General features: G+C 33.2%; 20 protein-coding genes. 11 read left to right on the top strand and 9 right to left on the bottom strand.

The window, feature by feature from the left end; translation table 11 throughout:
• Positions 1-235: 235 nt before the first annotated feature.
• The 3 genes from NLG42_RS02130 to NLG42_RS02120 all read right to left on the bottom strand — a co-directional run bounded on the left by NLG42_RS02130 (position 236) and on the right by NLG42_RS02120 (position 3387).
• Positions 236-1141 carry an energy transducer TonB gene (locus NLG42_RS02130; protein ID WP_257682874.1) on the bottom strand — a complete coding sequence of 302 codons (906 nt, stop codon included), beginning with the start codon at positions 1139-1141 and terminating at the stop codon, positions 236-238.
• Positions 1142-1442: 301 nt separating this feature from the next.
• Positions 1443-2669, bottom strand: coding sequence for a Glu/Leu/Phe/Val dehydrogenase dimerization domain-containing protein (locus NLG42_RS02125; RefSeq protein ID WP_129025185.1), 1227 nt, complete (start codon positions 2667-2669; stop codon positions 1443-1445).
• A 142-nt stretch (positions 2670-2811) separates the two neighbouring features.
• Positions 2812-3387: a chalcone isomerase family protein gene (locus NLG42_RS02120; RefSeq protein ID WP_257682873.1), complete on the bottom strand. Its 576-nt coding sequence runs from the start codon at positions 3385-3387 to the stop codon at positions 2812-2814.
• A gap of 469 nt (positions 3388-3856) precedes the next feature.
• Between NLG42_RS02120 and NLG42_RS02115 the strand changes: the two genes are divergently transcribed.
• The 11 genes from NLG42_RS02115 to NLG42_RS02065 all read left to right on the top strand — a co-directional run bounded on the left by NLG42_RS02115 (position 3857) and on the right by NLG42_RS02065 (position 12163).
• Positions 3857-4999, top strand: a complete 1143-nt coding sequence (locus tag NLG42_RS02115; RefSeq protein WP_089056964.1) for an acyl-CoA dehydrogenase — start codon at positions 3857-3859, stop codon at positions 4997-4999.
• A gap of 97 nt (positions 5000-5096) precedes the next feature.
• Entirely contained in the window at positions 5097-5774 is a 678-nt protein-coding gene (locus NLG42_RS02110; RefSeq protein WP_099720356.1) for a Crp/Fnr family transcriptional regulator, read from the top strand.
• A 91-nt stretch (positions 5775-5865) separates the two neighbouring features.
• Complete coding sequence (locus NLG42_RS02105; RefSeq protein ID WP_257682872.1) at positions 5866-6462, top strand: peroxiredoxin family protein; 597 nt, start codon at positions 5866-5868, stop codon at positions 6460-6462.
• Positions 6463-6468: 6 nt separating this feature from the next.
• A complete protein-coding gene (locus NLG42_RS02100; RefSeq protein WP_089056967.1) occupies positions 6469-6927 on the top strand; it encodes a YHS domain-containing (seleno)protein in 459 nt (152 codons plus the stop codon).
• 7 nt (positions 6928-6934) lie between these two features.
• Complete coding sequence (locus NLG42_RS02095) at positions 6935-7303, top strand: DoxX family protein (protein ID WP_257682871.1); 369 nt, start codon at positions 6935-6937, stop codon at positions 7301-7303.
• Between the two features lie 20 nt (positions 7304-7323).
• Positions 7324-7812: a DinB family protein gene (locus NLG42_RS02090; protein WP_257682870.1), complete on the top strand. Its 489-nt coding sequence runs from the start codon at positions 7324-7326 to the stop codon at positions 7810-7812.
• On the top strand, positions 7800-8510 hold the full coding sequence (locus tag NLG42_RS02085; RefSeq protein ID WP_257682869.1) for an NRDE family protein: 711 nt from the start codon (positions 7800-7802) through the stop codon (positions 8508-8510). The genes NLG42_RS02090 and NLG42_RS02085 overlap by 13 nt, the downstream gene beginning before the upstream one ends.
• Positions 8511-8521: 11 nt before the next feature.
• Positions 8522-9556, top strand: a complete 1035-nt coding sequence (locus tag NLG42_RS02080; RefSeq protein WP_257682868.1) for a D-alanine--D-alanine ligase — start codon at positions 8522-8524, stop codon at positions 9554-9556.
• Positions 9557-9802: 246 nt separating this feature from the next.
• Positions 9803-10777 (top strand): M20/M25/M40 family metallo-hydrolase, encoded by a 975-nt coding sequence (locus tag NLG42_RS02075; RefSeq protein WP_089056972.1) that lies wholly within the window; start codon positions 9803-9805, stop codon positions 10775-10777.
• A 35-nt stretch (positions 10778-10812) separates the two neighbouring features.
• Positions 10813-11490, top strand: a complete 678-nt coding sequence (locus NLG42_RS02070; protein ID WP_089056973.1) for an SDR family NAD(P)-dependent oxidoreductase — start codon at positions 10813-10815, stop codon at positions 11488-11490.
• 76 nt (positions 11491-11566) lie between these two features.
• Positions 11567-12163 carry a SprT-like domain-containing protein gene (locus NLG42_RS02065; protein ID WP_089056974.1) on the top strand — a complete coding sequence of 199 codons (597 nt, stop codon included), beginning with the start codon at positions 11567-11569 and terminating at the stop codon, positions 12161-12163.
• An 86-nt stretch (positions 12164-12249) separates the two neighbouring features.
• Here the strand turns inward: NLG42_RS02065 and NLG42_RS02060 are convergent, their stop codons facing one another.
• The 6 genes from NLG42_RS02060 to gcvP all read right to left on the bottom strand — a co-directional run bounded on the left by NLG42_RS02060 (position 12250) and on the right by gcvP (position 19653).
• Entirely contained in the window at positions 12250-13011 is a 762-nt protein-coding gene (locus NLG42_RS02060; protein ID WP_099720361.1) for an ABC transporter ATP-binding protein, read from the bottom strand.
• Positions 13011-13757 (bottom strand): MlaE family ABC transporter permease, encoded by a 747-nt coding sequence (locus tag NLG42_RS02055; protein ID WP_089056976.1) that lies wholly within the window; start codon positions 13755-13757, stop codon positions 13011-13013. Before NLG42_RS02055 ends, NLG42_RS02060 begins: the two co-directional genes overlap by 1 nt.
• Positions 13758-13835: 78 nt before the next feature.
• Positions 13836-14684 carry a glycosyltransferase family 2 protein gene (locus tag NLG42_RS02050; RefSeq protein ID WP_257682867.1) on the bottom strand — a complete coding sequence of 283 codons (849 nt, stop codon included), beginning with the start codon at positions 14682-14684 and terminating at the stop codon, positions 13836-13838.
• 87 nt (positions 14685-14771) lie between these two features.
• Entirely contained in the window at positions 14772-15299 is a 528-nt protein-coding gene (locus NLG42_RS02045; protein WP_099720362.1) for a methyltransferase, read from the bottom strand.
• A gap of 134 nt (positions 15300-15433) precedes the next feature.
• Positions 15434-16492: a 3-oxoacyl-ACP synthase III family protein gene (locus tag NLG42_RS02040; RefSeq protein ID WP_089056979.1), complete on the bottom strand. Its 1059-nt coding sequence runs from the start codon at positions 16490-16492 to the stop codon at positions 15434-15436.
• 311 nt (positions 16493-16803) lie between these two features.
• Complete coding sequence (gcvP, locus tag NLG42_RS02035) at positions 16804-19653, bottom strand: aminomethyl-transferring glycine dehydrogenase (RefSeq protein WP_099720364.1); 2850 nt, start codon at positions 19651-19653, stop codon at positions 16804-16806.
• Positions 19654-19711: the final 58 nt, after the last annotated feature.

Genomic DNA, 19711 nt, shown 5'->3' with positions numbered 1-19711 from the left:
CCCATTTTTTTATTGTGGTCGGGCTATCCGGGCTACTTCGGTAGCTTCCTTCTATCCCTCACGCGAATGATAAAAAACAAACTACATCATTGCGATGAGTGAAGAAATCTCACGTATAACACAATCTTGTCATTTCTCCCCTCGGTCGAAATGACAAACTGGACGAAAAAAAAGGCTTTCTGAAATCATCAGAAAGCCTTTTTTTATATAAACGTTATTCGTGTAAATCCGTGTTTTAATTCAAGCTGAAATTATAAATAATTTTCCCAACCTGCTTTACAGGTGCATCATTATCAGATTCCCATTTTGTATTCATTGCTGCAATTCGTGCTTGATCAAGTAAACATTTCGCTGTATTCGTTGTACCCTTAATTCCTGCAGTTGCGCTTATTGTTTTTCCGTTTTGATCAACACTTACTTCAACAACAACTTTTCCTTCTTCATTGCAAGTGTATTTTGGTGCTGGTTTAGATAAAGCTTTTCTGTTTCCAAGAGAATAACCTGATCCTCCTCCAGAACCGCCGCCGCTTCCCGCTCCGTAACCGCTTCCAGTTCCTATGCCGTTTCCAGTTCCATTACCGTCACCAGTTCCTCCGCCAGAACCTCCAGTTCCGTAATATCCATTAGAACCTAAACTTCCGCCTGCTTTTCCTTTGTTTCCTGCAACTTTATCATCGCCGTCGCCGCCTTTATTTGATCCTTTTAAAATACTTGATAAAGCATCATTTGTAGAATTTGAAACTTTTGGTTTTTCAGGTGCTGGTTTTTGTATTGGTTTTTCAACAGGAACAGGTTTCTTAGGTTTTTCTTTTGTTGGAATAATAACATCTGCTTTATCAGATACTGAGTTTTCCTGAGTAATAATAGCTTCTTCTTCTGGAGTTGCTTTTGCAGGTGCCTGCTTTACATTGTTTTTTACCTCAAGAACTTCACTTTTGTAATTAGCACCAGAACCTAAATCGCTGTCGCCAAAATTTACAGTAACACCGCCTCCGCCGCCTCCGCTGGCAAGAGCAACATTGTTATCTGGATTGTAAGGAGGCCAAAAACGTATGAAAAACAGTAATATTAATATTACCGCATATATAGCTGTCGTGAAGAGTAAGGATTTCTTTTGATCTGAAGAAATAGTGAAACTCATTTTAATTCTGAATTTTGAAATGTATAATTTTAAAAACGCTTAAAAGTAGTAAAAATTGTTTAGAATGAAAGAGGGAATTTAAATGCAATCCCGATAGCGATCGGGAGCTAAGGTTTTATGCAAAGAATACAAATGTTTTTTTAAACATTGTTTAAAACCGCACTGTTTGTCATTTCGATCCCGAAACCTCGGGATCGAAATGACATAAAATGAGAGAAATCTTTGTGAACTTTACGGTTAGATCTAAATAAAAAGCGAGCTAAATAATTTAGCCCGCTTTAGAAATAAAGTATAAAATTAATTATACTAATTGTTTCAATGCAATTTCAAAAGCAGTTGCACTAATATTTGTTTTTGATGAATTTAAAGCGTGAGCTTTTACAATCGCATTTTTTATAGTTTCAGAAGTATCGTTGAAGATAGCCTCATCTGTCATTTGAACTTTTTTCTCCATGAAGTAAGCAAAAACTCTTGCCATTCCGCAGTTTGAGATAAAATCTGGAATCAAACTTACTTTATGATCCACATCTTCCATAATAGGACCGAAGAAAATTGCTGCATCAGCAAAAGGAACGTTTGCACCACACGAAATAACTTCAAGTCCGTTTGAAATTAAACTGTCAATTTGATTTTGAGTAACCAATCTTGAAGCTGCACAAGGTGTAAAAATTTCTGCACCAATTGTCCAGATTTTAGAGTTAATTTCTTCAAACGGAATCATATTGTCGGCAACTAATTTATTTCCGTCTTTATTTAAAAACAAAGTTCTGATTTCTTCAAAAGAAAAACCGTCTTCTTTGATTAGCCCCCCGTCGCGATCAATAATTCCAATTACTTTTGCGCCCATTTCGGCTAAATAAAAAGCAGCAGCAGAACCAACATTTCCAAAACCTTGTACAATTGCTTTTTTACCTTTTATTTCTCCGCCATAAGTTGCATAAAAATGACGAACAGCTTCAGCAACGCCAAAACCAGTAATCATATCCGCAACAGTATATTTTCTAGTTACGTCTGGCGAGAATTTTGGGTTTTCAATAACCTTAATAACGCCTTGACGTAATTGCCCGATTCTATTAATTTTATCTGCTTCTGTTGGTTTAAAATGACCATTGAAAACACCTTCTTGCGGATGCCAAACACCACATTCTTCTGTCATTGGAATCACTTCATGAATTTCATCAACATTTAAATCGCCTCCAGTTCCATAATAACTTTTTAATAATGGAGAAACAGCTTTATACCAGCGTTGTAAAACTCCTTTTTTGCGAGGATCATTTGGGTCAAAGTTTATTCCAGATTTAGCACCTCCAATAGCAGGGCCGGAAACAGAGAATTTTACCTCCATTGTTTTTGCCAATGATAAAACTTCGTTCATATCTAAGCCTTTTCGCATTCTAGTTCCGCCGCCGGCAGCTCCTCCACGCAGAGAGTTAATCACGGTCCATCCTTCAGCTTCTGTTTCAGAATCTTTCCAGTTAAAAACAATTTCAGGTGCTTTATTTTCAAATTGCTGTAATAAATCTTTCATTTTGTTGAGATATGTTTAGTTTGCGTAAAAGTATAAAATAGAATAATGCGAATAATGTATTTTGCTTCAAATTTATTAAAACAAAAAAGAAAGCCGAAAACTATATGGTTTTCGGCTTTCGAATATGTTAAAGAATTAAGAATTATATTCCTAATAAGTGCTTTTTTAAAGTTTCGTCAACTGGCTTGTCTGAAAGCCAAATGCCAAATAATGCTTTTTTGAAATCAAATCCTTGGACTTTTCCTTTTAAAACTTCATTTTTATAAACATTGACAGTTTGGTCAAGCGGATTATAAAATAAGATAAAGACATCTTTCTCTGTAATTGCATCGCTTAAGTATGTTTTAAACTGCTCAATTCGCGGACGCAGCTGCTCAAGATTGCTTCCTGCAGATTTTTCAAATCCAGTATTCATTGCTTTTGTTAATTTATTAGAAGAAACCATCGATGAGGTAATTTCAATTCTAATAGCCATTTCAGTATCACTGTCAATAATAAACTGTGGATCTTGGCTTAATTGCGATAAGTACAAAGCCTGCACATAAACTTCCAACCACATTTTTGATCTTCCGCCGGCACCATTAAGCTGCAAAGATTTGCTTTGAAATTCTATTTTTCTTGGAACAGTAACACCATTTACCTCTAATTGAGTTTGTACAGAAACTGTAGAAAATTGTAGACTTAAAAGGAGTGTAAGCAATAGTAAAATCTTTTTCATATTCTATCAATTATATATTTTTTGAGCAAAAATAATGTTAATTTGTCAAAAATTTACGTTCTCTGAGAATCTTTTTTTCTGAGTTTTTCGACGTATTGTTTTAGTAATCAAATTAGTAGGACTAATTTTACGTGAGTTTGCGTCTTTTATAAGTAATATGACTTTTTTAGAGTAAGAATTGTGCTTAGAATTTAATTTTTCCGATTTTTTATCTGCATTTTTAATCTTAAAATTTAGAAAAAAAGCTGCATGATTATTGTTACTTGGTCAAAAAAGCTAAATATTAACGAAAACGTTATCGTAAATATTGTTGATCTTTCAATTTTATATGCGTGCATTGTAAATTTCACATTTAAAATTTATCTTTGAAAGCCTTTTTGTGAAAAAAAAGGACTTCAAGAAAACTTAAAAACAAACCAGCCACAGTGCATTGTCATTTGATGGTAAAAAAACAATAATTTAAAAAACTATGGATTTTAATCTTACCGAAGAACATTTAATGATTCAGCAAGCAGCAAGAGATTTTGCTCAAAATGAATTGTTGCCAGGAGTTATTGAACGTGATGAAAAGCAAATTTTTCCAACTGAACAAGTTAAAAAAATGGGTGAACTTGGATTCATGGGAATGATGGTTGATCCTAAATACGGCGGAAGCGGACTTGATGCAGTTTCGTACGTAATTGCAATGGAAGAAATTTCGAAAGTTGATGCTTCTGCTTCAGTAGTAATGTCGGTAAATAATTCTTTAGTTTGCTGGGGATTACAAGAATTTGGAACAGAAGAACAAAAACAAAAATATTTACCAGGTTTAGCTTCAGGTCAAATTCACGGTGCTTTTTGTTTAAGTGAACCAGAAGCAGGAAGTGATGCAACTTCGCAAAAAACTACTGCTGTTGATATGGGCGACCATTATTTGGTAAACGGAACAAAAAACTGGATTACAAACGGAAATACTGCATCTGTCTATTTAGTTATTGCTCAAACTCATCCAGAATTAAAGCATAAAGGAATTAATGCTTTGATTATGACTAAAGATATGCCAGGTTTCTCAATTGGACCAAAAGAACAGAAAATGGGAATTCGTGGTTCTGATACACACTCTTTAATGTTTAGTGATGTAAAAGTTCCAAAAGAAAATAGAATTGGTGAAGATGGTTTCGGATTTAAATTTGCAATGAAAACACTTGCTGGAGGACGTATTGGTATTGCTTCTCAAGCATTGGGTATTGCTTCTGGAGCTTACGAATTGGCTTTAAAATATTCTAAAGAGCGTAAAGCTTTTGGAACTGAAATTTGCAATCATCAGGCAATTGCTTTCAAATTGGCAGATATGGCAGTTAATATCGAAGCAGCGCGTCATTTATGTATGAAAGCAGCTTGGGATAAAGATCAGCATAAAAACTATGATGTAAGCGGTGCAATGGCAAAATTATTTGCTTCGCAGGTTGCAATGGATACTGCGGTTGAAGCTGTTCAAATTCATGGCGGAAATGGTTATGTAAAAGAATACCATGTGGAACGTTTTATGCGTGATGCAAAAATCACTCAGATTTATGAAGGAACTTCTGAAATTCAGAAAATTGTAATTTCAAGATCAGTTATCGCAGGATAATTAGATTTATAGTATTTTCGATAAAACCCTTTCTGGCTTCTTGGTCTGAAAGGGTTTTCTTTTTTAATTGGTTATCTTTACTAAAAGAAAGTTTTTTATGTACGAAGATTTAAAGTATTGGTATTTGCGAGATCATAAACTGTTTCGAACTTTGAGTTATGCTCAAATCAAACAGTTGTGCATTATTACTGGTTTTAAAAAAGCATCAAAAGGCGAAATTATTTATTTCTCGACTTCAGATCTGCCGCGTATATTTTTACTTAAAAAAGGCAATATTAAAATTGTTGCTGTTGATGATGAAGGCAATGAAACTATAAAAGATATTATTCAGAAAGGTGATTTGTTTGGAGAATTGACTTTGGAATCGGATGATAAAAATGAAGAATATGCAAAAGTCCTTTCAGACGATGTGACAATTTGCAGTTTTTTAATGTCTGACTTTGAGGACTTATTGCTTAAAAATCCAACACTGGCACTTTCGTATACAAAATTCGTAGGCTTGAAAATGAAACGAATAAAAAACAGCTACGCCAATTTAATTTCTAAAGATGCAAAAACAAGGTTGTATCAGTTTCTAAAAAACTGGGCAGAACAAGAAGGCAGTAAAAATGGGAATGTTGTTACGATCGAAAATTATTTGACACAAAATGACATTGCTCAAATTATTTGTACTTCTAGACAGACCGCCACACAATTATTGAACGAAATGGAATCTAATAATTTATTAAGTTATAACAGAAAAGAAATTATAATTCAGGATATCACCAAAATATAACTATTTTAAGCTAAGTGTAAATTAGCTGACATTTTGCTTTTTCAGACTAAAGTAATTTTACAATATCGAATAAGATGTAAAATTAAAAATTATGAAAAAGTTCTTTTTTATGGTTTTAGCAGTTGTAACTTCAACTGTTAATGCTCAAAATACTGTTCCAAAAACAGCATTAGATATTGCTCCTTTATTGATAGGAGAAAAAATACCAAACGCTACTTTAAAAACATCTGAGAATACAGATGTAAAGATTTCGGATTTACTTAAAAAGAAAAAAACAGTTTTAGTTTTTTATCGCGGCGGCTGGTGTCCGTATTGTAATATGCATTTGCAAGCATTGGCTGAAGCCGAAAAAGAAATACTGGATTTAGGATACCAAATTGTCGCAGTCAGCCTAGACGCGCCTAAAAATTTAAAATCAACAGAGGAAAAAGATAAGGTAAAGTATACACTGCTTTCTGATTCAAAAGGAGAACTTATAAACGCCATGGGAATTGCATTTCAAGTCCCAGAAAACTATAAAACAGTAATTAATGCAAATTCTAATGGCGAGAACAAAAGTTTTCTGCCAGTTCCGTCTGTATTTATTGTCAATGAAGAAGGCGAGATTTTATTCGAATATATTTCTCCAAATTTCAAACATCGCATATCAAATGAATTGCTTGTTTCGGTATTGAAAACTCTTAAATAAAGGAAAATGAAAAAGACAGCAATACTACTATTGATTTTAGTTTCGAGTATTTCATTTGCTCAAAACGATACAAGACGAACGGATCAGTTTAATCTCAAAAATAAAATCGCAATTCAAGGTTATGATCCTGTTGGGTATTTTAATGAAGGAAAAGCAATTAAAGGAAAAAATGATTTGGCAGTTTCTTATCAAGGAGTTGTTTATAAATTTTCATCCATTCAAAATAAAGAAGCATTCTTGAAAAATCCTTCCAAATATGAACCTCAATATGGCGGATGGTGTGCATACGCAATGGGAAGCAGTGGAGAAAAGGTTGAAATAAATCCTGAAACTTTTAAAATTGTTGAAGGCAGACTTTACTTGTTTTACAACGCCTATTTTAATAATACATTAAAGAGCTGGAACAAAGACCAAACAAGTTTGATGGCTAAAGCGGATAATAATTGGAGAAAAATAAATAAATAAGAATGTGATGAAACTGGAAAAAATAACATGGATTTTAAGAATTATTGCCGCAGCAATTTTATTGCAGACACTATTTTTTAAATTCGGAGGGGCAGCAGAAAGTATTTATATTTTTTCGGCCTTAGGAGTAGAACCTTACGGAAGAATTGGTTCTGGAATAGCAGAGTTAATTGTAGTGATTTTAATTCTAGTTCCCAAAACAACATTTATTGGCGCTTTGGGCGGATGCTTAATCATGATAACAGCAATTTTGTCGCATTTATTTATACTAGGCATAGAAGTGCAAAATGACAATGGTTTTCTTTTTATACTAGCCATTATTACATTAATATGCTGCGCAGGACTGCTTTACTTCAATAAAAAACAGAATATTTAATTTTCTAAAATGTAAAAACTATGCTATTAAAATCGATACAGAACAGTTTAGACGAATTAATTTATCTTTTAGAGCAACTATCAGATAAAGAATATTCTAAATCTTGCATCGCTTTAAGTAATGCAACAATTGGCGAGCATACCAGACATATTATCGAAATGTTTCAGTGTCTCGAAAATGGTTATGATTGTGGTGTTTTGAATTATGATAATCGAGAAAGAAACAACAAAATTCAGACTCAAACCGCATTTGCAAAGCAATCAATTATTGAAATAAAATCAAGATTGAAAAGCGAAAACAAAATCATTTACTTAGAACAGAAAAGTGATGAGTCCGCTCTTAGTATTCAGAGTACTTATTACCGAGAATTACTTTATAATCTAGAACATTGCATTCATCACCAAGCTTTGATAAAAGTGGCTGTTTTACAATTTGAGAATATTTTGATTGATGAAAATTTTGGTGTAGCTCGTTCAACCATTGAATATAGAAAACAATGTGCACAGTAAGTTATGTAAATAATAATGGAGTTGTGATAATAACTTCAAATCGAGACGAGAAGGTGATTCGGCCAGAAGCAATTTCGCCTAGAAATTATTACCACAACGGTAAAAATATCACGTACCCAAAAGATCCTAAAGCTGGAGGAACTTGGTTTGCTGTAGATGAATACGGAAATGTTTTGGTACTTCTAAACGGAGGTCTTAAAAAGCATATTTCTTCGTTTGCTTATCGAAAAAGCAGGGGATTAATTGCTTTGGAGATTATTTCTAACGAATCACCAAAGGATTTTTGGAAACTGATTGATTTAGAAAACATCGAACCGTTTACCTTGATTCTGTGTCAGCAGCACAAATTGTATGAGTTAATTTGGGATGGTTTGAAGAAAAGAACAACGCAATTAAATGAATTGCAAAATTATATCTGGTCTTCTGCAACTTTATATTCAGATCAAACTAGAAAAGAAAGAGCTTCTTGGTTTTTTGATTTTTTGAGTAAGAAAAATCAAGTTTCGGCTTCGGAAATTTTTGGTTTTCATCGTTATACAAAACGTGATGACTCTAGAAATGGTTTGATTATCAATAGAGAAAATACAATAAAAACGCTGAGTGTAACGCAAGTGATTATCATAAAAAATAAAGGAACAATCAGGTATTGTGATTTAGTAAATGCACAAGATTTTTCAACCTCTTTTATAAGTATTTAAAAAACGTAAAGATGAAACTCTTCTTTCATAAAATTACTAATTGGGAGTATTGGCCGTTTCAGGTTCTCTATTTTCCCATATATTTTCTTTGGGCGTATTATGCAGTTAAAGCAAGATCAGTTTTCTTCTTTAATGCCTCAAATCCTAGAATTAAAAACGGTGGTTTTTTGATGGAAAGCAAAAAGAGAATTTATGATTTACTTCCTAAAAAGCATTATCCCAAAACAATTTTAATTAAAGAAAATACAGATTTAAAAAAGATTGTAAGTACTATAATCGAACATGAAATTTGTTTTCCCTTAATTGCTAAACCAGATATTGGTCTTCGTGGTTCTGGAGTAAAATTGATTAAAACGGTTTCTGAATTGAAAAGATATGCAGATAAAGCAAACTTTGATTTTTTAATTCAAGATTTAATTCCGTTTAAAAATGAAGTTGGAATTTTTTATGTGCGTTATCCATCACAAAAGAAAGGAAAGATTACAGGGATTGTTTATAAAGAATTTTTGAATGTTACGGGCGATGGAGTTTCGACTATTGAAGAGTTGATATTTAAAACACCAAGATTTCATATTCAGTTTGAAGTTTTAAAAGAAGAATATGGCGATCAGCTGCAGCGAGTTTTACAAAATGGAGAAGTCACAAATTTAGTTCCGTTTGGCAATCATGCTCGAGGTGCTAAATTTCTTGACGGAAGTGATTTAATCACGCCAAAATTAACCGAAATGATTAATGAAATTGCAGATCAGATTCCAGAGTTTTATTATGGGCGTTTTGATATCATGTACAATACATTTGAAGAGTTAGAAAGAGGAGAAAAATTTCAAATAGTAGAACTTAATGGAGCTGCAAGCGAGCCAACGCATATTTACGATCCCAAACATTCAGTTTGGTTTGCCTGGAGAGAACTTGCCAAACATATTACCTATATGTACGAAATAAGTGCGCAGAATCATAAAATGGGAGTTCCATATTTAGATTATAAAGTTGGAATGCGAGAATACAAACTTCATGTACTTCAAAACAATAATATCGTAAATTTTTGAAATCTATCTGAATTTATATTTACTTACCAGAAAGTAGATTGCAATTGAAAAAAAGTTAAAATAGTATTATATTGCAGGAACTTTGACAGCTGTTTTTTGAAACGCTTGTTTGATTATGATTTAACAAGTTCATTTTCATATAGAGATCAGTTTTCAAAGTTTGCAATACCGTTTTTTGTCTTAAAAAATCAACAGATATTAAAAACGTATTTTAACCAGTCTTCTATAGAAATCTAAATCATTATTATGAAAAAACTCTACTTTCTTTTACCATTTATTTTTTTTGCATGTAAAACAAACCCTACTGCTGTAAGCGAAAAAAAATCAAAGTCAAGTAAACCTATTGAAGTTACTTATAAAGTCAATCAAAATGAAGTTTCTAATTTTTTAGAATATCTTTCTTCAGATGAACTGGAAGGACGTGAAACTGGAACAAAAGGAATCGAAAAAGCGGCTGTTTTTTTAGAGGATTTTTTAAAGAAGAACAATGTCAAACCTTATTTTAAAACATATCGAGATACATTAACAAATTTTAAATCTCCAGCTTTTAATATTGTCGGTGTTCTTGAAGGGACAGATCCAACGTTGAAAAATGAATATGTAGTTCTAAGTGCACATTACGATCATATTGGTATAGAGAAAAAGCAGCAAGCTGATGTTATAAATAATGGAGCAAATGATGATGCTTCTGGCGTAACTGCTGTTGCTCAAATGGCTAAATACTTTGCAGAAACAAAATCGAATAAACGAAGCATTTTAATTGTGTTTTTTGCCGGAGAAGAAAAAGGATTGTTGGGTTCAAAAAGTTTAGTTCAAAAACTGAAAAAGCAAAATTTTAATTTGTACACACAATTAAATATAGAAATGATTGGAGTTCCAATGAAACGTGATTATTTGGCTTATGTTACAGGTTTTGATAAATCGAACATGGCGGAGAAAATCAATCAATATACTGGTAAAAAAACAATCGGATTCCTGCCAAAAGAAGCTGAATACGAATTATTTTATAGATCAGATAACTACTCGTTTTATGAAGTTTTCAAGAAACCATGTCAATCTATAAGTACTTTTGATTTTGAAAATTTTGAGTTTTATCACCATGTTTCTGATGAGTTCAAAGTGATGGATATTCCTCATATTACTTCATTTATTCAAGAGTTTTTGCCTGCGGTTACAAAAATTGCAGTTACTCCAACTGAAGAAATTACAATGAATAAATAGTCTTTCTTTCTATTGTATTTGTTTATTTTTGCTTTATGAAAAATATTATTGTTACAGGAACGAGTAGAGGAATTGGTTATGAGCTGGCTTTGCAGTTTGCAAATGCTGGAAATCAGGTTTTAGCTATTTCTAGAAAAACACCAAAAACACTTTTAGAACATAAAAATGTAACCTGCTTATCAATCGACTTAGCAGATGAAACCGCTTTGCAGGAAGTAGAGCATTTTATTGCTTCGACATGGAAAAAAGTCGATGCCTTAGTTCATAATGCAGGAGCTTTATTATTGAAGCCTTTTGCAGAAACTACTCAAGCCGATTTTGAAAGTATTTATAAAGTAAATGTTTTTGCAGTTGCAAACCTTACAAGAGTTTGTCTGCCTTATTTGCAAAAAGGAAGTCATGTTGTAACCATCAGTTCAATTGGCGGCGTTAGAGGAAGTCTTAAGTTTGCTGGTTTGGCAGCGTATAGTTCTAGTAAAGGTGCTGTAATTACTTTAACAGAATTATTAGCTGAAGAATATAAAGAACGCGGTATTTCATTCAATGTGCTGGCTTTAGGTTCTGTTCAAACAGAAATGTTGAACGAAGCTTTTCCAGGTTATCAAGCGCCAATTTCTGCCGAAGGAATGGCAACTTATATTTATGATTTTACACTCAACGGAAATAAGTATTTTAACGGAAAGGTATTGGAGGTTTCTTCAACTAATCCATAAGAAAATTTCAATAGTTAAATTCCAGATTCAAATAGAAATGAACTTTTGACGTTTAACAAATAACATTTAACCTAAATTGAGCGAAACTTTAGCAAAATATATTCCAGAGCATGCTGTAAAGCCTGTTTTTGATTTGATTGTATCCAATCAGGTTCATTTGAAAATTGTAAATGAACGTCAAACGAGGCATGGAGATTACAGACGCGGGCCTAGTGGTAAGCATGAAATAACGGTTAATGCGAGTTTAAACAAATACAGGTTTTTGATTACCCTAATTCATGAGATTTCACATTTGGTTGCATTCGAAAAATTTGGACGAAATATAAAACCACACGGCAATGAATGGAAATACACCTTTCAAAGAACGATGGTTCCGTTTATCAGGCCAGAGATATTTCCAAGTCAATTGCTGCCTTTATTAGCAAGGCATTTTAAAAATCCATCAGCAAGCAGTGATACAGATACTACTTTGTCTTTGGCTTTAAAACAATATGATTCTGCAAGTGATAAAAATTATGTTTTCGAAATACCGTACGGAAGCGTTTTCCGAATAAAAAATGGTAAAATCTTTAAGAAACTTGCTGTTAGAACCAAACGATTTGAATGTATAGAAATAAGCTCAGGACGAACGTATCTTTTTAATCCAAATGCCGAAGTAGAGCTTATAGATTAAGAACTCAAATAAAAAGAGAAATCCCAAATTCCAATTTTAAATAGTTTGGAATTTGGGATTTTATATTTTTGAATATTGTAAAGCTTTTAGCCTTTCAAATATGCTTCTCTTACTTTTTTAAATAGGTTAGAAGAGTAAACAAATTTGACAATATCTTTGTTGTCTGTTCTAAAAATCTCTTCTTTAGTTCCCTGCCACGCTTTTAATCCTTTTTTTAAGAAAACAATATTCTCGCCAATTTCCATTACCGAGTTCATGTCGTGCGTATTAATTACAGTTGTAATATTGTACTCCTCCGTAATTTCTTTAATCAAATTATCAATCAAAGTTGAAGTATTTGGATCTAAACCTGAATTGGGTTCGTCACAAAATAAATATTTCGGATTGTTTACAATAGCGCGGGCAATAGCTACACGTTTTTGCATTCCTCCAGAGATCTCAGAAGGTAGTTTTTTATGAGCATCGATTAAGTTTACTCTTTCTAAAACAAAATCAACACGCTCTTGTATTTGCGCTTTGTTATTGTTGGTGAACATTTTTAGCGGGAAAGCAACATTTTCTTCAACTGTCATTGAATCAAATAAAGCACTTCCTTGAAATACCATTCCAATTTCAGTTCTTAATTCACGTTTTTCATCTTTGTCTAAATCAGAATAAACTCTTCCGTCAAATTCAATTGTTCCAGAGTCTGGTGTATGAATTCCTAACAAGGTTTTTAATAAAACGGTCTTTCCAGATCCACTTTGTCCAATAATCAAGTTGGTTTTTCCAGTTTCAAATACCGTCGAAACGCCTTTTAAAACTTTGCTGTCACCAAATGATTTTTCTATATTTTTTACTTCTATCATTATCCTAGTAATAATTGAGTTAATATATAATTTAGAAGAATTATGGTAACAGACGTCCATACGAACGATGTTGTACTTGCTTTACCAACTTCTAATGCGCCGCCTTTCATATAGTATCCATGAAAAGACGGAATTGTTGCCAATAGCATGGCAAAGATTAAAGTTTTGATAAATGCATAAGTAATATGAAAGGGTATGAAATCTTTTTGAGCTCCCATGATAAAATCATCACCAGTTGAAAATCCTCCGTATGCACACGCAAGCCATCCACCAAAAATTCCTAAAAACATACTGATACCAATTACAAAAGGGTACATTAATAAAGCTATTATTTTTGGGAAAATAAGATAATTTACGGAGTTAACTCCCATAACTTCTAAAGCATCAATCTGCTCTGTAACACGCATCGTTCCTATACTAGAAGTAATGTAAGATCCCATTTTTCCAGCCATAATTACCGAAATAAAAGTAGGAGCAAACTCCAAAACTACAGATTGACGTGTAGCAAAACCAATTAAATATTTTGGAATTAAGGGGTTGGTTAAATTTAGTGCTGTTTGAATGGCTACAACTCCACCAATGAAGAAGGATATAAAGCAGACAATTCCAAGAGAGTCAATAATCAAATCATCAATTTCTTTGTAAATTAAATTTTTCATAACAGGCCATTTGGTCTGTTTATTGAAAATTTCTTTCAGCATTAAAAAATATTTCCCTATTTGAGATAAATAACGAATTAGCATCATAAGTTTTAAATATTGGCTAAATTAAGGATTAGTTTACAGTTTATAGTTTCAGTTTGGAGTTTTTTAATTTTTTTAAGATTAAAAAAGCTTTTGTTTAATTTTCTGTAAACGATAATTTCTAATAAACTTAGCTTGTTCAGGAGTTACTAATAAAGGTGTTTTTGCGCTTTTTGCTTTCCAGAATCCTTTTATATAATCTAAAAATAAGAATGGTTTTTTCTTCATCATAGCCAATTTTGCCGATGCAATTGCTGTAATCCAAAAACCATAACCTAAAGAATAAAAGGCTTCTCCTTGTTTGTATCTAGCTGTTTTGTTGTAGTTTGCGCCAGTTGGCTTTAAGTGTTTTACGTGTAAAGATTCGTCAGTAACAATTTTCCAATCGTAATATTTACACAATAATTCGTCAACTGTGTCCCAGCCCATAGCAGGTTTTAAACCTCCAATTTGCTGATAAGTTTCCTTGCGATATGCTTTTAATGCACCGCGAATATGATCTTTATCGGTTAAGTTTTCTAAAACCCATTCACCATTTTTATCGATGTAGCAAAATCCGCCCGCCATTCCTATTTTAGGATCAGATTCGAAATGTTTGATTACAGTTTCAAAATAATTAGGAGGGAAGATTAAATCGCCGTCTATTTTTACAATAATGTCATAATTAGAATCCAAAGTTTCAAAGCCTTTTTGAAACGCCTGAATTACTTTACTTCCTGGTAAATGAATAGCGTCTGAAGTTTTATTTACAACAGAAATATATGGGTTTTCCTTTGCAAAACTCAATACAACTTCTTCCGTTTTATCTGTAGAATTGTCGTTTACAACCACAACTTTTGAAGGCAAAACAGTTTGAGAAATTAAAGATTGTAAAGTCAATCCAATTAAATCCTGTTCATTATGAGCGGGAATGACGATGTAGTATTTCATGTGAAAAATTTTAGTCCCGAAGCCTCGGAATTAGATTTTAGATTATTTGGAAATCATCTAAAAATCAAAAATCGTTAATCTGCAATCTTAATTCTTAACTCTTTCCGCTGCAACAATATAATATCTTGGAGTGAAATATCTTAATAATGGTCTAAATCCAAACTTTTTTACCGGATGTGTAAATTGTAGACGATCTGTTATTTTCCATCCTGTTTTTTCTAAAAGCCAGTCTAACTGCCAATCTTCAAATTCGTGATAATGTCTGTCCCACATATCAGTTTTAGAGCGATATGCTGGAGAAAACCATAAACGTAACGGAATTGAAATTAACAATTTGTCGCATTTTACGTTTTCTAGAATTGTGTATGGATTTAGTAAATGTTCGAAAATTTCAAATGCTGTAAAAACAGTATATTCTTCTGTTTGCAGTGCAGTTTGATCGTTGTCTAAATCTTCTCCTTTTGTGTTTTTTACGGTATAACCATTCTCTTCCATTATTTTAGAAAACGGATTTGGTACGCCAAAATCAAAAATGGTTTCTGATGTGTTTACGTGCTTTTGTAAAAACTCTAAGGTAAGTTTGAATCTTTTATTCGGAAATGTTTTTTCGTACATTATATATGTTTTAAACAACAAAGGCGCAAATATACTAAAAAAGTCCGCATCTTATAGTGCGGACTTTTTTAGTTTGCAGTGTTCAGTTACAGTTTTCAGTGTGAAAATTGATTACTGTGAGTGTAAACGGAATACTAATATCTGTATACAAAAGCATTAACGTTCATTCCCGCTCCAACCGAAGCAAAAATTACAACGTCGCCTTTATTAATAGTATGATTTTCGATTTTTCCTTGAAGAATCAAGTCGTATAAAGTAGGAACAGTTGCAACACTGCTGTTTCCTAGATCATGAATACTCATTGGCATAATGTCTTTAGGAGCAGTTTTGTCATATAGTTTATAAAAACGTTCGATAATTGCTTCGTCCATCTTTTCATTTGCCTGATGAATAAGGATTTTCTTTACTTCATCAATTGAGATTCCGCTTTTGTCTAAACAGCTTTTCATAGCACAAGGAACGTTGCTTAAAGCAAATTCGTAAATTTTACGTCCGTACATTTTAATGTACTTAGTATCTGGATCTAAATCTGGATTATATGATTTTCCGAAGAAAAGGAAATTAGCTTCATCATTAGCATAAGTTGCACTTTCGTAAGATAGAAGTCCAGATTCGTCTGTTGAAGCTTCTAAGATTGAAGCACCAGCTCCATCAGAATAAATCATCGAGTCACGATCGTGGTCATCAACAACTCTTGAAAGGGTTTCTGCACCAATTACTAAAACTCTTTTTGCCATTCCAGATTTGATAAAAGCATTTGCTTGAAGTACTCCTTCAATCCAGCCTGGACATCCAAAAAGAATATCATAAGCAACACATTTAGGGTTTTTAATGCCTAATTTATGCTTAACGCGTGTTGCTAAACTTGGTAAAATATCAGATTGGCTGGTTCCAGCTTTTACATCACCAAAATTATGTGCGAAAATAATATAGTCTAAAGTTTCAGCATCGATTCCTGCATTTGCAATTGCTTTTTCAGCAGCGAAAAATGCTAAGTCTGAGGCAGTATGATTTTTTTCGGCATAACGGCGATTTTCGATTCCGGTAATACCTTTAAATTTTTTAATAACGACTTCATTCGGGTAACCAAAAGGAGTTCCATCTTCATTCAAAAAAATATGCTTGTCAAAGTCTGTGTTTTTTACTTCTAAATTAGGAATATAACTCCCGATGCCAATTATTTTTATTTTCATTTTTCCTTTAATTATCCGATAAATTTATTGCTAAAGTATAAATAAAATCATGATAACTATCATAAAAAATACTATGCATGCATATAATTGTGAAATAATTGTTTTTTGAGTAATATATTGGCTATTTTTTAATGATTTTTTAATTTTATAGAGATTTCAAACGTTTGAGATCGCTTTTAGAAACTATTTTTATTTTGTTTTATTATTTTAATGTGTTATAAAAAGCAACAAATTTTTTTAAGAATGTTATAAAAAAATAAAACCCGATAACGATGATGTTATCGGGTTTGTTTTATAGAAATAATCTAAGACTAATTTTCCATGTATGCTTCAATAGGAGCACAGCTGCAAACTAAGTTTCTGTCACCGTAAGCATCATCAACACGACGAACAGATGGCCAGAATTTATTGTCAGCAATATATTCTAATGGGTAAGCCGCTTTTTCTCTAGTATAAGGGAAATCCCAATTGTCAGTGGTTAACATTGCTAATGTGTGAGGTGCATTTTTCAATACATTGTTTTTATCATCGGCAGTTGCTGCTTCAATTTCTTTTCTAATTGAAATAAGAGCATCACAAAAACGATCTAACTCAGCTAAATCTTCAGATTCAGTTGGTTCAATCATTAAAGTTCCTGCTACTGGGAAAGAAACCGTTGGAGCGTGGAAACCGTAATCCATCAAACGTTTTGCGATATCACCAACTTCGATTCCGTTTTCTTTAAATGAACGACAATCTAAAATCATTTCGTGAGCCGCTCTTCCACATTCTCCAGTATAAAGAATTGGATAGTGTCCTTCGAAACGAGCTTTCATATAGTTAGCATTCAAGATTGCATGTTCAGTAGCGCTTTTTAATCCGTCAGCACCCATCATTGTGATGTATCCGTAAGAGATTAAACATACTAAAGCAGATCCGTAAGGTGCAGATGAAATAGCTGTAATCGCTTGTTCGCCGCCTACTTTTAAGATTGGGTTTGTTGGTAAAAATGGAACTAGTTTTTCGTTCACACAAATTGGTCCAACTCCAGGTCCGCCGCCGCCGTGAGGAATAGCGAATGTTTTGTGTAAGTTTAAGTGACAAACATCAGCACCAATTGTAGCTGGATTAGTTAAACCAACCTGAGCATTCATATTAGCACCGTCCATATATACTAATCCGCCGTTTTCGTGGATTAATTTTGTGATTTCAATAATTGAAGATTCGTAAACTCCGTGAGTAGAAGGATAAGTTACCATTAAGCAAGATAAATCATCTTTGTGCTCAATCGCTTTTTCTCTTAAATCTTCTACGTCAATATTTCCTTCTGGAGTAGTTTTAGTAACGATGATTTTCATTCCAGCCATAGCTGCAGAAGCAGGATTTGTTCCGTGAGCTGATGAAGGAATTAAACATACATTACGGTGGCCTTCGTTTCTTGATAAATGGTAAGCACGAATCGCCATTAAACCTGCATATTCTCCTTGTGCTCCTGAATTAGGCTGTAATGTTGTTCCAGCAAATCCAGTAATTACATTTAATTGCTGCTCTAATTTTTTAAGCATTGTGATGTAACCTTCAGCTTGTTCAACTGGCGCAAATGGGTGAATGCTGTTCCAGTTTGGCATTGATAAAGGCAGCATTTCTGAAGCTGCATTTAATTTCATCGTACAAGAACCTAATGAAATCATTGAGTGATTCAATGATAAATCTTTACGTTCTAATTTTTTGATGTAACGCATTAACTGACTTTCTGAATGATGATTGTTGAATACATCATGGGTTAAGAAAGAAGATGTTCTTTCTAATGAAGCAGGTAATTGACTAGCTTCAGTTAATTCAGAAACAATAACAGTTTCTTTTCCTAAAGCTTCTGCAAAAATTGCAATAATTTGGTTGATGTCCGCAATTGAAGTCGTTTCGTTGAACGAGATAGAAATTGTATCGGCATCAGGATAGAAGAAGTTTACTTCGTTTTTCTCAGCAATAGCTTTTACTTTTTGAGCGTCTGCTTTTACCAAAATAGTATCAAAATAAGCTGTGTTAGTTTGGTAAACTCCTAATTTATTTAAAGCTTCAGCAGTAGTAACTGCCGATGCGTGAACTTTGTTTGCAATATATTGTAAACCTTTTGGTCCGTGGTAAACAGCATACATTCCTGCCATAACTGCTAGTAAAACCTGAGCTGTACAGATATTAGAAGTCGCTTTTTCACGTTTAATGTGCTGCTCGCGAGTTCCTAATGCCATACGTAAAGCACGATTTCCATTTGTATCAACAGAAACTCCAATGATACGACCCGGCATTGAACGTTTGTATTCATCTTTAGTTGCAAAAAATGCAGCGTGAGGTCCACCGTAACCCATTGGTACACCAAAACGTTGTGTAGTTCCAACAACTACTGCAGCTCCCATTTCTCCTGGAGAAGTTAAAGCAGCAAGTGATAAAATATCAGCAGCAAAGGCAACTTTGATTTCATTTTCTTTTGCTTTAGCAACAAAAGCGCTGTAATCATTTACTTGACCATATTTTCCTGGGTACTGTAAAATAGCTCCAAAGAATTCATTTGAAAAATCAAAAGTTTCGTGGTTTCCAACAACTAATTCAATTCCAATAGGAGTTGAACGTGTTTGAAGTATTGATAAAGTTTGTGGTAAAATTTCTTCAGAAACGAAGAATTTATTTGTATTGTTTTTCTTTTGATCACGTGTACGAACGTCAAATAATAACGCCATAGCTTCAGCAGCAGCGGTACCTTCGTCAAGTAAAGAAGCATTTGCAATTTCCATTCCTGTTAATTCGATTACAGTAGTTTGGAAATTTAAAATTGCTTCAAGACGACCTTGTGCAATTTCTGCTTGGTAAGGCGTGTAAGCTGTGTACCATCCTGGATTTTCAAAGATATTTCTTTGAATTGGAGCTGGAACGATCGTTGGGTGATAACCCAAACCAATGTATGATTTGAATACTTTGTTTTTCTTTCCTAATTCCTGAATGTGGTTTGCGAATTCGTACTCTGTCATTGCAGGATCCAAATTCAAAGGCGCTTTTAAACGAATATCGTCCGGAAGGGTTTCATAAACTAGTTGTTCAATCGAGTCAACACCAATGGTTTGTAACATGTGTTGAAGATCTGTTTCTCTTGGACCAATGTGTCTTAAAGCAAAAGCATCTGTTTTCATTTGTAGCAGTCTATTTTTTAAAGATCAAAACGTAATTTGCCGAGTGTTTTTATTTGAG

The organism is Flavobacterium plurextorum (assembly GCF_024638035.1).
Taxonomy (GTDB): Bacteria; Bacteroidota; Bacteroidia; order Flavobacteriales; family Flavobacteriaceae; genus Flavobacterium; species Flavobacterium plurextorum.
The sequence above is the reverse complement of the archived record's forward strand: the minus strand, read 5'-3'. Positions and strand labels throughout refer to the sequence as shown.

What these genes read in the sequence shown, in the direction of transcription:
- NLG42_RS02130 (WP_257682874.1), bottom strand. Translation starts at nt 1,141, where the DNA reads ATGAGTTTCACTATTTCTTCAGATCAAAAGAAATCCTTACTCTTCACG.
- NLG42_RS02125 (WP_129025185.1), bottom strand. Translation starts at nt 2,669, where the DNA reads ATGAAAGATTTATTACAGCAATTTGAAAATAAAGCACCTGAAATTGTT.
- NLG42_RS02120 (WP_257682873.1), bottom strand. Translation starts at nt 3,387, where the DNA reads ATGAAAAAGATTTTACTATTGCTTACACTCCTTTTAAGTCTACAATTT.
- NLG42_RS02115 (WP_089056964.1), top strand. Translation starts at nt 3,857, where the DNA reads ATGGATTTTAATCTTACCGAAGAACATTTAATGATTCAGCAAGCAGCA.
- NLG42_RS02110 (WP_099720356.1), top strand. Translation starts at nt 5,097, where the DNA reads ATGTACGAAGATTTAAAGTATTGGTATTTGCGAGATCATAAACTGTTT.
- NLG42_RS02105 (WP_257682872.1), top strand. Translation starts at nt 5,866, where the DNA reads ATGAAAAAGTTCTTTTTTATGGTTTTAGCAGTTGTAACTTCAACTGTT.
- NLG42_RS02100 (WP_089056967.1), top strand. Translation starts at nt 6,469, where the DNA reads ATGAAAAAGACAGCAATACTACTATTGATTTTAGTTTCGAGTATTTCA.
- NLG42_RS02095 (WP_257682871.1), top strand. Translation starts at nt 6,935, where the DNA reads ATGAAACTGGAAAAAATAACATGGATTTTAAGAATTATTGCCGCAGCA.
- NLG42_RS02090 (WP_257682870.1), top strand. Translation starts at nt 7,324, where the DNA reads ATGCTATTAAAATCGATACAGAACAGTTTAGACGAATTAATTTATCTT.
- NLG42_RS02085 (WP_257682869.1), top strand. Translation starts at nt 7,800, where the DNA reads ATGTGCACAGTAAGTTATGTAAATAATAATGGAGTTGTGATAATAACT.
- NLG42_RS02080 (WP_257682868.1), top strand. Translation starts at nt 8,522, where the DNA reads ATGAAACTCTTCTTTCATAAAATTACTAATTGGGAGTATTGGCCGTTT.
- NLG42_RS02075 (WP_089056972.1), top strand. Translation starts at nt 9,803, where the DNA reads ATGAAAAAACTCTACTTTCTTTTACCATTTATTTTTTTTGCATGTAAA.
- NLG42_RS02070 (WP_089056973.1), top strand. Translation starts at nt 10,813, where the DNA reads ATGAAAAATATTATTGTTACAGGAACGAGTAGAGGAATTGGTTATGAG.
- NLG42_RS02060 (WP_099720361.1), bottom strand. Translation starts at nt 13,011, where the DNA reads ATGATAGAAGTAAAAAATATAGAAAAATCATTTGGTGACAGCAAAGTT.
- NLG42_RS02055 (WP_089056976.1), bottom strand. Translation starts at nt 13,757, where the DNA reads ATGATGCTAATTCGTTATTTATCTCAAATAGGGAAATATTTTTTAATG.
- NLG42_RS02050 (WP_257682867.1), bottom strand. Translation starts at nt 14,684, where the DNA reads ATGAAATACTACATCGTCATTCCCGCTCATAATGAACAGGATTTAATT.
- NLG42_RS02045 (WP_099720362.1), bottom strand. Translation starts at nt 15,299, where the DNA reads ATGTACGAAAAAACATTTCCGAATAAAAGATTCAAACTTACCTTAGAG.
- NLG42_RS02040 (WP_089056979.1), bottom strand. Translation starts at nt 16,492, where the DNA reads ATGAAAATAAAAATAATTGGCATCGGGAGTTATATTCCTAATTTAGAA.
- gcvP (WP_099720364.1), bottom strand. Translation starts at nt 19,653, where the DNA reads ATGAAAACAGATGCTTTTGCTTTAAGACACATTGGTCCAAGAGAAACA.